Here is a 13,540-nt window from a genome sequence, read left to right as displayed (position 1 = left end):
TGAGGAGGTCCTTGTCCGCGAGTGAGCAACAGTCGATGGGGCCTGTCGTCACTCGCCGCATGGGTTCTCCTCCGCTTCCGGGCACTGGTCGGCGGCACGATAGCAAGCAGCCGTGTGCCGCGGCAGCTGATTTCCTACGTCGTCGCCGTGCTCGTTCAGCGCGTTCCGGGAGCTGGACCGCCGGGCAGGGTGATGGTGCCGCGGTCGAGGTCGATGCCGTGCGCCGGCGGGGCGCCGTCGCCCTCTTCCTCGCGGAGCATTTCGACGGCGGCCCGGTGCTCCAGCTCGCGGCGCTTGGTGCCGTAGAACATCGCGGTGACCTCGTTGACGTAGGTCGCGGTGAGCGGGGTGCCCGCCCGCCTGCGCCGCTTGGCGCGAGCGAGCTCGAACACCCCCACCGCCACCATCAGCAGGGTCCCTGCCGGAATGCTCCAGGCGAGCAGCGTCTCCACCGGGTCCATTCCGCCAAGGTACCCGCGGCCTCAGCCCAGCGTCACCGGCAGCGAGCGGTGTCCGTTGGAAATGAACGAGGCCGTGCTTTCCAGTTCACCCGGGTCCACGGCCAGCGCCAGCTTCGGGAAGCGCGCGAACAACGCGGGCAGCGCGATTTCCGCCTCCACCCGCGCGAGCGGCGCGCCGAGGCAGAAGTGCACGCCGTGCCCGAACGACAGATGGCTCTTGTTCGGCCGCGAAAGGTCGAACTCGTCCGGGTTGTCGCCGACCTCCGGCGCCCGGCCCGCCGCCGCGTAGGAAGCCAGGATCGCCTCGCCCTGCTTGATGGTCAACTCGTCGCTGACAACGATGTCCTCGACCGCGTACCGCAGCGGCAGATGGGCCACCGGCGCCTGCCAGCGCAGCGTTTCGTCGATGACGTCACCCCAGCCGTACTCCCCGTCGAGCACCTGCCGCAGCTGGTCCGGGTGCGTCAGCAGCGCGGTGATCGCGTGGTCGAGCAGGTTGACCGTGGTCTCGTGGCCGGCCGAGATCATCAGGATCAGCGTGTCGATCAACTCGGCCTCCTGCAACGAGGAACCGTCCTCGTCGCGTGCGGCGATCAGCCCGCTGGCGAGGTCGTCGCCCGGCTCGGCGCGCCGCGTGGCCACCAGTTCACCGAGGATCCGGTACAGCTGCTCGCCGTTCGCCGCCGCCTCCTCGGGGGTGGCGGTGGTGTTGAAGACGCCGTCGACCGCCCGGCGCAGGTCCGCGCGGTGCTCGTCGGGCACGCCGAACAGCTGGCAGATCACCTCGATCGGCAGCGGGTAGGCGAAGTGCTCACGCAGGTCCACCACGCCCTCGGTGCCGTCGAGCCGGTCGAGCAGGGTGGCGGTGATCTCCGCGACCCACGGCCGCAGCGCCTCGGTGCGGCGGTAGGTGAACGCCTTCGACACCAGCGAACGCAGCCGCCGGTGCTCACCACCGTAGGCGGTGAACATGTTCTGCACCGACACCCAGATCATCAGCGGCCAGTCGGTGGGCACCGTGCCGTCGCGCCACGCCGCCCAGTGCTGACGCGGGTCCTTCGACACGCGCGGATCGCTCAGCAGGCGCTTGAGCAGCTCAGGATCGGTTACTGACCACGCCACCACCTGGCCAGGGAGCTCCACCAGCGTGGCCGCGCCGCGGGCGCGGAGTTCGGCGTTCTGGGCGTGGATGTCGCGGCCGGTGGGGTCGAGGACGAGGGGACGCTGTGCGGATTCCAACGGTGCTCTCCAGTCGGTTCGGTGGACGGAACTGGCGTGGGAACGGTGTTGCGGACCGGGGTGAACAGCACGGGCAGCGCGGCCAGCGCGCGGTGGAACGGGCCCGGCCGCCAGCGCAGCTGGTCCTCCGGCACGGCGAGCCGCAGGTCGGGCAGCGCGTCGAGCAGGGTTTCGATGGCGGTGGTGGCGATCAGCCTGGCCGGGCCCTGCGCGGGGCACGAATGCACGCCGGCGCCCCAGGCGATGTGCGCGCGGTTGCCCACGCGCTGCTCGGCCCGCAGCGCCGGATCGGTGTTGGCGGCGGCGAAGCTGATCACCACCGGTTCCGCGGCGGGCAGGTGCGTGCCCATGAAATCCACCGCGGGCCACGGATAGCCGGCCGAGTAGTTCGCCATCGGCGGGTCGCCCCAGAGGATCTCCTCGAGCGCGTCCTCCACGTGCAGGCTGCCGCCGGCCAGGTCACCGGCGAAGCGGTCGTCGACCAGCAGCAGCCGCACCCCGTTGGCGATCAGGTTCTGCTGCGGTTCGGTGCCCGCGCCCATCAGCAGCACCAGCTGGTGCAGCATCTCCTCGTCGGTCAGCCGCGCCGGGTGCGCCATCATCCACGACGGCACGTCCTGCCCGGGCCGCGCGCGCTTGAGCGCGAGCAGTTCGAGCATGGCCGCGGTCAGCTCCGCGTTGGCGCGCTCGGGATCGACCATGTCGAAGATGCCGCGCATCCCGGCGACGAGCCGGTCGCCGAGCGCGGGCGGGCAGCCGAAGAGGTGGTTGAACACCTGCAGCGACAACGTGGTCGCGTAGTCGGTGAGCAGATCCGCCTCGCCCTCGGCGGAAAACCGGGCGATCAGCTCGCGCGCGGTCCGCTCGACGTGCGCGCGCAGCGCGTGCGGGTTGAGCCGCGCGAGGCTGCCGGTGACCGCGCTGCGCAGGCGCGCGTGCACCGCGCCGTCGGTGAACAGGCAGTTCGGCCGGTAGCCCATCATCGGCATCACCGGGCTGTCCTCCGGCTGGTTTTCCTGCCAGCGCCGGGGGTCACGCGGAAAGGTGGACGGCGCGCGCAGCACCTCCAGCGCCGCCTCGTAGCCGATGACCAGGCTGGCGTGCACACCTGGCGCGAGTTCGACCGGCGCCACCGGGCCGTGCGCGGCGCGCATCCTGGCATAGACGGCACCGGGATCGCGCGCGAACTCCTCGTCGTAGAGGCGGGCGCGCTCGGCGTGCGCGGGACAGCCGGGCGGCGGCCCAGCGGCGGGAGAGGTCACGAATGCTCCTGGCGAACGGGATCGAAGAGGTAGTCGACAAGGCTGATCAGCGCCCGCGCGGACGAGCCGCGGTCGCGGGCGTCGCAGCTGACCAGGCGGGTTTCGGGAAGCAGGTCGAGTGCTTCGCGAAGCTCGGCTTCGGGAAATCTCGGGGCGCCGTCGAACTCGTTGACGGCCACCGCGTAGGGCAGGCCCAGTTCCTCCAGCAGGCCCATCACGTCGAAGGATTCCTCCAGCCGCACCGGGTCCACCAGCACCAGCGCGCCCAGCGCGCCGAAGGCGAGGTCCTTCCACATCTGCGTGAACCGCTGCTGCCCCGGCGCGCCGAACAGGTAGAGCACCACCTCGTCGCCGAGGGTCAGCCTGCCGAAGTCCATCGCCACCGTGGTGGTGTTCTTGCCGCGGACGCCGGACAGGTCGTCCACCACCGCGCCGGCCTGCGTCATCGTCTCCTCGGTGCGCAGCGGGCGGATTTCGGACAGCGTGCCGACGAAGGTGGTCTTGCCGACCGCGAACGGCCCCACCACCAGGATCTTCACCGAGGTCCGGACGGTGGCGGGGACGTAGCCGTCAGGTGAGAGCACGGAGGCCATCGAGTACCTTCTGCAGGAGTTGGTGGTCGGGGACGTCGGCCTCGCGCACCGCGGCGCGGGCTTCGATGTGCCCGGAGTCGAGCAGGTCGGACAGCAGCACCTTGGTCACGCTGGTGGGCAGGCCCAGGTGCGCGGCGACCTCGGCCACGGCCAGCGCGCCACCCCGGCACAGCTGGATCACCCGCCGCTTCTCCGGGCTCAGCCCGACCACCGGCGCCCAGGTGGCGAGCACCACGGTGGCCACGTCGAGCGTGTTGCGGGTCGGGTGGGCGCGGCCTTCGGTGACCACGTGCGGCCGCACCAGCGCCCGCTCGCGCCGGGTCATGACGGGAAGCGCGGCGGCGCGGTGAGCTCCTGGCCGAGGCGCTGCACCAGTTCCTGCATGCGGGAGGACACGCCCTCGACGTCGACGCGGCCGGTGGTGGACACCGCGACGTAGGCGCCTTCCCCGGCGGCGGTGAGGAAAACGAAGCCGCCGTCGAACTCGACCAGCGTCTGGCGCCACTGCTCGGCGGGCTGGCGGCAGAACTCGCCGGTGGCGCGGGCGAGGGACTGCAGCCCGGAGACCGCGGCGGCGGTGCGCTCGGCGTCGTCGCGGTTGATGCCTTCGGAATGGGCCATCAGCAGGCCGTCGGCGGAGAGCAGCACGGCGTACAGCGTCTCCGGCATCTGCAGGGCCTGGTCGAGCATCCAGCCGAGCCGGTTGGTGGTCGCGTCCGTGTTCGTGCTCACTGGGGATCCCTTTCGAGGTCGGCGGAAGAGGCGCGGCCGCGACGGGTGCCGCGCTGCCAGGCCGCTGCGGTGGCGACCGGATTGGACGGCGGATCGGAAGACACCGAAGACACCGAAGGCGCCGCAGACGCGGCGGGCGCCGCGGGGCTGATCGCGGCCGCGGTGCGGCGGCGCCGCCGGGGCAGGCCGTGGGCGGTGGTGCCCAGTTCCGGGGCCTTCACCGGCGCCGGGACCACCACGGGTTCCGGTGGTGCGGCCTTCGGCGCCGGGGCGGGCGGCGTGGTGATCCGGGTGAGCAACTCGGTCGGCAGGAACAACACCGCGCGCACACCTCCGTAGGGCGAGCGGGTGTCCACGGAAACGCGGAAGCCGTACCGGGTGGCGAGCGCGCCGATCACCGCGAAGCCGATGCGCGGCGGCACGCCGAGCGCGGCGATGTCCTGCCCGCCGTGACCGCCGAGCAGCCAGGCCGCGCGCTGCACGGCTTCCACCGTCATGCCGACGCCCGCGTCGTCGATGATGATGGCGAGCCCGTTGTGCGCCTGCTGGAAGGTGACCTGCACCGGGGAGCCGGGCTGGGAGTGGCGCGCGCCGTTGTCCAGCAGCTCCGCCACCGCGAGCACCACCGGTTCCACCGCCTGGCTGACCACGGCGGTGTCCGACGGCGCGGGGATCTGGACGCGGGAGTAGTCGCGGATGCGGCCGGTGGCGCCGCGCACCACGTCGGTCAGCGTCGCGGCCGAGCGCTGCAAACCGGGCCACGAACCGCAGAGCACCGCGGTCGCCTGGGCGCGACGGCCCAGCTGCGAGTTCGCGTGGTCGAGGCCGAGCAGGCCGTCGAGCACCGCGGGGTCGTCGTGCCGGTCCTCCATGTCCGAGATCAGCACCTGCTGTTCTCCGGCGAGGTTCTGCACCGAGCGCATCATCGCGCGCAGGGTCGCGGCGGCGGAATCGGCGGAATCGCGGCGGGTCCTCGCCAGCAGCTCGGAAATCGTCTCGAGCACGGCTCGATGGGGATCTCCGTTGTCCCGCAAGGGCCCTGGCACGGTCACCGACGGATTCGCCAGCGATTCCGCCAAAGCGGGAAGGCGTACTTCGCGCAGATGCCGTTCCTCGGCTTCGCGTGCGTTCAGCTCGGCGACGGCGGCATCACGGTGCCTGCCGACGTTGACCGTGACGTTGCGCTGGCGGACCAGCAGCACGGCGAGCGCGATGGCGAGCAACAGCAGGCAGATCAAGCCTGCCAGCAGCAGGGGGAATTCCATGAAATCCTCACGGTCGACTGGGCGGAATGGCCGACCGGCCGGCTAGGCGAGCGCCGGGATCCGCACCAGGTCCGCGCCGGGACCGCGACCGCGCTGCCGGGCGATGAGCATTCGGGCGGGCCCGGGACAGAACGGCATGTGCGCGGCTCCACAACGGCGGGGACGGACGTCGCATCGCGCCGGGCGCGATGTCAGCAGCGAGTACCGTAGCGCAAACCGGGCGTGTTCTCCCAGGTTTCGCCGAGAAAACGTCGGCGGTTCGCCAATGACACGTTGTTCCGCAAATTCCGCCGTGACCGCGAATTCCCCGTTCGGGCGAGTGAAAAGCGCGCGTGAGGAGAAGGAAGGGCCCGGCCGGCCCTCGCCCGGCCGGGCCCGGGGTCCGTCAGTTCCCGGTGTTGCGGACGGCGTTGTAGTAGGTGTCCGCGATGAAGTCGCACGGGCCGCGTGCCGGGCCGGTGCCGAAGGTGTGCTCGCACTGCTGGTGCATCAGGTCGAAGAACAGCCGGTCGCAGCGCAGCGTGTTGGCGCCGCCGGCCTCTTCGCACATGTCGTGGTTCGCGCACGGCCCGCGGAAGTCGACCTGCCCCCACGGCGGCACCACCGGCATGTCCGGCGAAAGCGTGCAGTAGTCGTGCCAGGCCCCGCGGTCCGGGTTGTATTCGTAGCCGTCGGGCACCGGCACGAAGCTCGCCGCCTGCGCGCTGCCCATCCCCAGCCCCAGCCCGCCGGCCACGCAGGCCAGCACCACCGCGAACCGCCGGAGTTTCCCGTTCTTCGCCATCACTTCTCCCCGAGTTGCCGGTTGACCTGCTGGCCGAACAGTTCGGCAATCAGCAACCTAGAACGGGCGGCCGGCACTGCCCAGGGTCCGTTCGACCCACAGGTGAAAGCGCGGTGAAAGCGGCGGCCGGATGCTGGCGCGGGTGAAGCTCACCTTCCTGATCCTCGGGTTCCTGTTCCTCGGCTCGTCGTTCGCCGTCAGCGCCATCATGTCCGACGAAGCCCGCGTGCGCGGGAGCCTGGAGTGGACCTGCCAGCCGCCGGACAAGGCGACCGGCTGGGTGGAATGCCACAGCACCAAGAACAGCGATGCCCTGTTCCGGCTGGACATCGACCACCTGGCGCTGCAGCTGAGCCTGGCGCTGACCGGCGTCGGCTGCCTGGTCGCCGCCGCCGCGGTGGGCAACCGGCCGAAGCCGGTGCCCGGCCCGCAGCAGTGGCAGCAGCAACCCCAGCAACCACCGCAGCCCCAGCAGCCGTACGGCCAGTCCCGCTGAGGTCAGCGGCGCACCAGCACCTGGTCCAGCGACTTGCGCACCAGGTTCGGCACCACGCAGTCGTCCGCCGGGTAACCGACCGGGATGACCGCGAACGCCTTCTCGTTGCGCGGGCGCTCCAGCAGTTCACCGAGGAACCGCATCGGTGACGGCGTGTGCGTCAGCGCGGCCAGGCCGGACAGGTGCAGCGCGGTGAGCAGCATGCCGACCGCGATGCCGACCGACTCGTCGACGTAGTAGTGCTTGTGCGTGCCGCCGTCCTCGTCGAGGAAGTACCGCTGCTGGAAGACCACGATCAGGTAGGGCGCGTCGGTGAGGTGGCTCTTGACCGCGTCGGTGCCCAGTGGGCGCAGCGCGTCCAGCCACTCCTCCCCCAGCCTGCCGTCGTAGGAAATCCGTTCCTCTTCTTCGGCGGCCTCGCGGATCCGCTGCTTGATCTGGTCGTCGGTGACCAGCACGAAGGTCCACGGTTGCTGGTGCGCGCCGCTGGGCGCGGTGGCGGCGACCGCGATGGCGTCGAGCACCACCTGCTCGGGCACGGGATCGGTGGAGAACGCCCGCACGGTGCGGCGGGTGTCCATGCGGCGGCGCAGTTCGGCGGCGGTGGCCAGCGATTCCCGCGCGGGCAGGCGAGCGGGCCGGTAGGGCACGGGCTCGAAGGGCTGTCCGTAGTTCGGAGTCCACATGACGGCCATTCTCGCTAGGTTCGGGTGTTGTGGGAACCGACCTGGGAACCGAACTGACCGCCGAACTGATCACCGACGCCACCGCCCCCGCCGAACCGCGAATCTCCCCCGACGGCCGCTGGGTCGCCTATGCCGTCGACGACGCGCTGTGGCTGGCCGAGTGCGACGGCAGCGCCCCGCCGCGGTCGCTGGGCACGGCGGGCACGGGCCCGCGCTGGGCACCCGATTCCTGCCACCTGTACTACCGCCACGACCACCGGCTGCACCGGATTTCCCTGGAAACCGGGGAAATCTCGGTGCTGGACGACGGTGTGGCGGACTGCGTCCCGCTCGGCGACGGCCGCGTGGTGCTGGTGTCGCGGGCGGAAACACCGGACCGCGACCCGAAGGTGTGGAGCGAACCGCTGCCGGTCAACCGCCTGGTGCTGCCCGGCGGGCACGACGCGCTGCCCGGCCGCCACATCCTCGAAGTCGCGCCCCGCCCCGGTGACGACCTGCTCGCCGTGCTCACCCAGGCCATGCCGACGCTGGATCCCGTGTTTCCCACCACCGAACTGCACCTGGTCGATCCGGCCACCGGCCACGTGGAGCACCTGGGTGAGACCGAACTGGAGGCGCGTTCGCCGGTCTGGTGGCGGGCCGCCGACGGCTGGCGGGTCGCCTATCTCGCCACCACCCCGCCGGGCCCGATCGGCGGTACCGCGGTGTTCGACGCCGGCCACCGCAACCTGACCGACGGCATGGACTGCTGCCCGGCCGAACTGGTGCAGTCGCCCGACGGGAATCCGCTCGCCCTGTTCGAAGTGGGCCTGGACACCGCGCTGTACCGGCTCGGCGGCGGCCGCTTCGAGCACCTCGTCACGCACCCGGGCAGCCTGTCCGCGCTGAGCGTCGCCCCCGGCACGATCGCGGTGCTGGCCAGTACCGCGTACGCGCCGAAGGACGTGCACGCGGGTCCGCCCGACGGCGAGCTTCGACGGCTCGCCGACACTCGACCGGAACTGCGCGGGATCGACTGGGGGCGTCAGGAACGCCTCTCCTACCAGGCGTCCGACGGGCTCGAACTGGACGGCCTCCTGGTCCTGCCGCCGGGACGCACCCGCGAAGACGGCCCGTTCTCGCTGGTCACGATCGTGCACGGCGGCCCGTACGACCGGTACGCCGACGAGCTGTCGCTGCGCTGGACCGGGTGCGGCCAGTGGCTGGCCGCCGCCGGGCACGCCGTGTTCCTGCCGAACCCGCGCGGCGGAAGCGGTCACGGGCACGCGTTCGCGGCCTCCGTCGCCGGGGCGGTCGGCCTCGGCGAATGGACCGACGTGCTCACCGGCATCGACCTGCTCGTCGAGCAGGGTGTCGCCGATCCGGACCGCCTCGGCATCGCCGGCTGGAGCCACGGCGGGTTCTTCAGCGCGTGGGCGGTCGGGCAGACCGACCGGTTCAAGGCGGCGCTGGTGGGCGCCGGGATCAGCGACTGGGGCATGCTCGTGGCCACCGGTGAGCTGGGCGTGCTGGAAGCCGGGCTCGGCGGCGGCTCGTACTGGACCGACCGGCGGCGGCCCGCCGCGCTGAGCCCGGTGACGCACGCCGCGAAGGTGACCACCCCGGTGCTGATCGTGCACGGTGAGCAGGACACGAACGTGCCGCTCAGCCAGGCCATCTGCTTCCACCGCGCGCTGCGGTACCACGGCGTGCCGCACGAGTTCGTGGTCTACCCGGGTGAGGGGCACCGGATCACCGGGCGGGCCCATCGACTGGATCTGTTGCGGCGCCTGCGGGACTGGTTCGCTGTACTCCTCTGACCGGCGGGAAACGGGAGGGCGGCGATGACGGGGCGGGTGGTCAGCCACGAGCAGGTGGTGCGCGGCGCGTGCCGGTTCTTCCTGCAGCACGGCGGGGTCGACATGGACCGGCTGGCGGCGAGCCTCGCGGTCAGCCGCGCCACGCTGTACCGGGTGGCGCACAGCCGGGACAGCCTGCTCGGCGAGGTGCTGTGGCGGTTCACCGAACGGCTGCTGGCACTGGCCAGGCGACGGCGACGCCATCCGGGTGCCGAAGGCGTACTGGAGATCACCCGGTGGTTCGTCGGCCAGCTGCACACCGCCGTGGCGTTCCGCGCCTTCCTGAGCAGCGAACCGGAAACCGCCGCGCGCGTGCTGTTCACCACCTCGGGCGTGGTGCACCGCCGGGTGGTCGCGGCCCATCGCGAGATCCTGCGGGAGGCACACGGCGACCGGCCGTGGCCGTCCACCGCGCTCGACCAGACGGCCTATCTCTACGTGCGCGTCATCGAATCCGCCGTGTACGCCGAGCTCCTCGGCGGTCCGGCCCCCGACCCCGAACTGGTGGAACGCACCGCGCGGGCGGTGCTGACCCCGGTCTGAGACCGCGGTCTCACGCTTGCGCCGGACGCTGGCAGGCGGGCTCGCGTGCCGATTACGTTCGCTGGGTCCTGCTCATCGCCGTGTGGGAGCCATCATGCCGATTTCCGCGTTCCGGCGTGCCGCGCTGGTCGCCGCCGTGCTCGGCCTGCTTGTCCCGGCCGCCCCGATCGCCACCGCCGCGCCCGCCACCGTCCAGGTGCCCCAGGTCACCGGCCCGCTGCCCGGCACCGTGCCCGGTGACCCGAAGGCCGAGCGGATCGAGGACACCTACCCGTTCTTCTCCACCCCGGCCGACCTGGCCGCCCGCGGTTACGTGGAGCAGGAGTTCCACGTCTCCGGACTGGCCGCGGGCTGGACTGCCGACGGCACGCAGGTGGCCGCCGACGTCCCGTACACCACGCGCGTGGTGGTCCGGCGTCCCTTGCGTGCCAAGGATTTCAGCGGCACGGCACTGGTCGAATGGCAGAACGTGACCGCCGGCTACGACCTGGACGCGCTGTGGAACGCGGACTCGGTGCTCCGCGCCGGGCACGCGTGGATCGGCGTGTCGGCCCAGCGGGTCGGCGTCGACCAGCTCCGCGGCTGGAGCCCGGCGCGGTACGGCGGCCTCGACGTGACCGGCGGCGGCAAGCACACCGCCGACGAGCTGTCCTACGACATCTTCACGCAGGCGGGCCGGGCCGTGGACACCGGCGCGGTGCTGGGCGGACTGCGGCCGCGCACACTGCTCGCCATCGGCGCTTCCCAGTCGGCGGGCCGGATGACCGTGCTCTACGACAAGGTGCTGCCGCAGCAGACGCCGGTCTTCGACGGGTACGCGTTCGTGGTCGGTCCCGCGCCCACCAGGGTCGGCAAGGAACCGGTGTTCCAGATCCTGTCCGAGACCGACGTGCGAAATTCGCAGCGTCCGGCCGACACCACGCAGTTCCGGCGCTGGGAGGTGGCGGGTGGTGCGCATTCGGGCTACCAGGGGCAGGTCTACCGCACGCCGATCTCCGAACGCGACCTCGGCGCGGCACCGCAGTACAACTGCGCCAAGCCACCGTTCAGCCGCGTGCCGATGCACCACGTGACCGCCGCCGCGTACGAGCACCTGCGCCGCTGGACCGAGCGCGGCACCCCTCCGCCGACCGCGCCACCGCTGGAATTCGAGGCGGACGGCGTGACCAAGAAGCGTGACGAACTCGGCCTGGCACTCGGTGGCATCCGGCTTTCGGAGGTGGCCGTGCCGACCGCGCTGAACACCGGGGACAACAGCGGCGAGACCTTCTGCCAGTTGTTCGGCACGTACCTCCCGTTCGACCAGAAGACCCTGGCGAGCCTCTACCCGAGCGTGACGCACTACGACAACAAGGTGGCCGTCGCGGACGCGCGGAACATCCGCGCCGGATACCTGCTCGCCGCCGATGCGGACCGCGCACCCACCACGCCGGTGATCTTCGTGCACGGCCACCAGGGCTCGGCCCACCAGTGGCAGTCGAACGCCAAACGCTTCTCCGCCAACGGATACGCCGACAAGCTGCTCTACTCCTTCGAGTACGACACCAGCATCCCCACCAACGACCACGCGATCACCGGACTCGACGCGTTCATCGCGGACGTCCGTTCGCGTACCGGTGCGTCCACTGTGGACATCATCGCGCATTCCCGCGGCACCACGGTGATGCACGCCTACCTGGCCGCCCCGGAACGGGCGGCGCTGGTGCGCCGGTACGTCAACGTCGATGGCCGGTCCAGCGCCAAGCAACCCGGCGGCGTGCCGACGCTCGCGCTGTGGGGCGGCCTGCAACCCGAAGGCAACATCGGCGGTGCGGTCAACGTCCGCCTGCCCCACCTCGGGCACACCGAAACCACCACCTCGGCCGAGAGTTTCGCGCACATGCACCAGTTCCTGCGTGACCGGCCGCCGATCACCACCGAGGTCACGCCCGAGCCGCCCGGCCTGGTCGAGATCGCGGGCCGCGCGGTGTACTTCCCGCAGAACACCGGGATTTCCGGGCGGCTCCAGGTCTGGGAGGTCCGCGGGGGCAAGCGGCACGGCCTGCCGGTGCACGACCTGCAGACCGCCGCGGACGGTTCGTTCGGGCCGCTGAAGATCAACGGGCACAAGCACTACGAGCTGGCCCTGCTGCGTGCAGGCCAGCAGACCTACCACTTCTACTTCGAGCCGTTCGAGCGCAGCGACCGGTTCCTGCGGTTGCAGGTGTCCGGGCCGGGCGGGATCGGCGAATATGTCGACAAGTGTCCTACGCACACCGCGGTCACCGTGCTGCGCGGCCGCGAGTGGTGGTCGGACCAGCCGGACGGTGACCAGCTGGCGTTCAACGGCGTCAACGTGCTCGCCCCGGCCGTCGCACCGCGGCTTCGCCAGGTCCTCGCGGCGTTCGCCTTCGACGACCACTGCGACCTCGCGTCCACCCCGGGCGTGGCGCTGCCGCCGTTCAACGCGCTGCCGTTCCTTGCCGGGGTGGACACCTATCTGCCCGCGGATCCTGGTGCGGCGGCCGCGATCGACGTCACCCAGGTGGCGCGCGGCTCGGGCGGTCAGGAACGCACGGTGCCGGTGGTGAACTGGCCGTCGGACGGGCACTCGGTCACCGTGCAGTTCAAGGACTACCTGGACTGACCGGGGTTGTCACATCCGCGGCGGCGGGCGGGTCGAGGCGTTGAACCCGCTACGGATGAGGAGTTCCGATGTCCACTGCTTACGTTGTCGTCACGATCATCGCCGCCGCGCTGGCCGCCTTCTCGGCGGCCGCGATCGTCTTCCGGTTCGAGTTCGTGGTCGGGCCGCTGGCCGCCTACGGGGTGCCGCGCTCGTGGTGGCCGTGGCTCGCCACGGCCAAATCGGCGGGCGCGGCCGGCCTGGTCGCCGGGTTGTTCGTGCCGTGGATCGGCGTGGCGGCGGCGATCGGGCTGGTGCTGTACTTCACCGGCGCGCTGATCACCGTGCTGCGCGCGCGGTCGTGGGCGCACATCCCGGCCCCGCTGATGTACCTGGCGCCCGCCGCGGCGTCGCTGGTGCTCATTTAGCGATGCCGTCGAGCACCGCCTCGACCACGTCGCGGACCGCCGGGGCCTTGGTGGTGCCGGTGTGCGGGAGCAGCGCGGACAACACGGTTTCGTGGCAGATGCCGACGAGCATGGCCGCCGCCGCGTCCACCCGCGCACCGGCGGCCAGCCTGCCGAGCGCGCGTTCGGTGCGCAGGTACCGGCGCAGCTGGCCGCGCCAGTCGTCGCCGTGGCCGTCGAGTTCGCCGAACCGGGCGAGAACCTCGGGCTGGGCGAGCAGTCCGGTGAAGGCGGGCAGGATGGCGCGGTGCAGCGCCAGCCCGTACGCCAGGTGCTCGCGCAGGTTCGCCTCCACCGTGCCGGTGCCGGGCTCGGGCAGTTCGCCGAGTTCCGCCTCCACCGCGCGGACGTGCGCGCGCAACGCGTTCGCCAGCAGTTCTTCCTTGTCGGCGAAGTGGTTGTACAGCACACCGTCGGCGACACCGGCGGCACGCGCGATCGCACGCACGGTGAGCCCGGCCGTGCCCTGCTCGGCGATCAAGCGCACGGCCGTGTCGATCAGGTGCTCACGCAGCGAACGGCCGTCGGTGTGCTTCAACGCGGCTGCTTTTCGCGGGGACAAACGCGGC

Annotated in this window: 15 protein-coding genes; 5 read left to right on the top strand and 10 right to left on the bottom strand. The window is 71.6% G+C overall.

The window, feature by feature from the left end; translation table 11 throughout:
* Positions 1-155: 155 nt before the first annotated feature.
* From A4R43_RS41010 to A4R43_RS40975, 8 genes are all read right to left on the bottom strand, one after another.
* Entirely contained in the window at positions 156-461 is a 306-nt protein-coding gene (locus tag A4R43_RS41010) for a DUF6191 domain-containing protein (RefSeq protein WP_113697003.1), read from the bottom strand.
* A 21-nt stretch (positions 462-482) separates the two neighbouring features.
* Positions 483-1,586 carry a cytochrome P450 family protein gene (locus tag A4R43_RS41005; protein ID WP_113698221.1) on the bottom strand — a complete coding sequence of 368 codons (1,104 nt, stop codon included), beginning with the start codon at positions 1,584-1,586 and terminating at the stop codon, positions 483-485.
* Entirely contained in the window at positions 1,568-2,962 is a 1,395-nt protein-coding gene (locus tag A4R43_RS44375; protein WP_113697002.1) for a cytochrome P450, read from the bottom strand. The genes A4R43_RS41005 and A4R43_RS44375 overlap by 19 nt, the downstream gene beginning before the upstream one ends.
* Positions 2,959-3,555, bottom strand: a complete 597-nt coding sequence (locus A4R43_RS40995; protein ID WP_113697001.1) for a GTP-binding protein — start codon at positions 3,553-3,555, stop codon at positions 2,959-2,961. Before A4R43_RS40995 ends, A4R43_RS44375 begins: the two co-directional genes overlap by 4 nt.
* Positions 3,533-3,880 carry a DUF742 domain-containing protein gene (locus tag A4R43_RS40990; RefSeq protein WP_113697000.1) on the bottom strand — a complete coding sequence of 116 codons (348 nt, stop codon included), beginning with the start codon at positions 3,878-3,880 and terminating at the stop codon, positions 3,533-3,535. The genes A4R43_RS40995 and A4R43_RS40990 overlap by 23 nt, the downstream gene beginning before the upstream one ends.
* Entirely contained in the window at positions 3,877-4,287 is a 411-nt protein-coding gene (locus A4R43_RS40985; protein WP_236808602.1) for a roadblock/LC7 domain-containing protein, read from the bottom strand. Before A4R43_RS40985 ends, A4R43_RS40990 begins: the two co-directional genes overlap by 4 nt.
* On the bottom strand, positions 4,284-5,552 hold the full coding sequence (locus A4R43_RS40980; protein ID WP_113696999.1) for an ATP-binding protein: 1,269 nt from the start codon (positions 5,550-5,552) through the stop codon (positions 4,284-4,286). The genes A4R43_RS40985 and A4R43_RS40980 overlap by 4 nt, the downstream gene beginning before the upstream one ends.
* 385 nt (positions 5,553-5,937) lie before the next feature.
* Positions 5,938-6,336: a hypothetical protein gene (locus A4R43_RS40975; protein WP_113696998.1), complete on the bottom strand. Its 399-nt coding sequence runs from the start codon at positions 6,334-6,336 to the stop codon at positions 5,938-5,940.
* A 142-nt stretch (positions 6,337-6,478) separates the two neighbouring features.
* Between A4R43_RS40975 and A4R43_RS40970 the strand changes: the two genes are divergently transcribed.
* Entirely contained in the window at positions 6,479-6,832 is a 354-nt protein-coding gene (locus A4R43_RS40970; protein WP_162788779.1) for a hypothetical protein, read from the top strand.
* A 2-nt stretch (positions 6,833-6,834) separates the two neighbouring features.
* Here the strand turns inward: A4R43_RS40970 and A4R43_RS40965 are convergent, their stop codons facing one another.
* Positions 6,835-7,518 carry a nitroreductase family protein gene (locus A4R43_RS40965; RefSeq protein ID WP_236808600.1) on the bottom strand — a complete coding sequence of 228 codons (684 nt, stop codon included), beginning with the start codon at positions 7,516-7,518 and terminating at the stop codon, positions 6,835-6,837.
* 29 nt (positions 7,519-7,547) lie between these two features.
* Between A4R43_RS40965 and A4R43_RS40960 the strand changes: the two genes are divergently transcribed.
* The 4 genes from A4R43_RS40960 to A4R43_RS40945 all read left to right on the top strand — a co-directional run bounded on the left by A4R43_RS40960 (position 7,548) and on the right by A4R43_RS40945 (position 12,932).
* Complete coding sequence (locus tag A4R43_RS40960; protein ID WP_236808596.1) at positions 7,548-9,317, top strand: S9 family peptidase; 1,770 nt, start codon at positions 7,548-7,550, stop codon at positions 9,315-9,317.
* A gap of 24 nt (positions 9,318-9,341) precedes the next feature.
* A complete protein-coding gene (locus A4R43_RS40955) occupies positions 9,342-9,899 on the top strand; it encodes a QsdR family transcriptional regulator (RefSeq protein ID WP_113696995.1) in 558 nt (185 codons plus the stop codon).
* 94 nt (positions 9,900-9,993) lie between these two features.
* Entirely contained in the window at positions 9,994-12,525 is a 2,532-nt protein-coding gene (locus A4R43_RS40950) for an alpha/beta hydrolase domain-containing protein (protein ID WP_113696994.1), read from the top strand.
* A gap of 68 nt (positions 12,526-12,593) precedes the next feature.
* Positions 12,594-12,932 carry a DoxX family protein gene (locus A4R43_RS40945; protein ID WP_113696993.1) on the top strand — a complete coding sequence of 113 codons (339 nt, stop codon included), beginning with the start codon at positions 12,594-12,596 and terminating at the stop codon, positions 12,930-12,932.
* Here A4R43_RS40945 and A4R43_RS40940 read toward each other — a convergent pair.
* Positions 12,925-13,509, bottom strand: coding sequence for a TetR/AcrR family transcriptional regulator (locus A4R43_RS40940; protein ID WP_236808594.1), 585 nt, complete (start codon positions 13,507-13,509; stop codon positions 12,925-12,927). The genes A4R43_RS40945 and A4R43_RS40940 overlap by 8 nt on opposite strands.
* Positions 13,510-13,540: the final 31 nt, after the last annotated feature.

Origin of the sequence: Amycolatopsis albispora (genome assembly GCF_003312875.1) — a bacterium.
GTDB classification, from domain to species: Bacteria; Actinomycetota; Actinomycetes; order Mycobacteriales; family Pseudonocardiaceae; genus Amycolatopsis; species Amycolatopsis albispora.
Note: the sequence above shows the minus strand (reverse complement) of the source record. Positions and strands in the feature narration are given on the sequence as shown.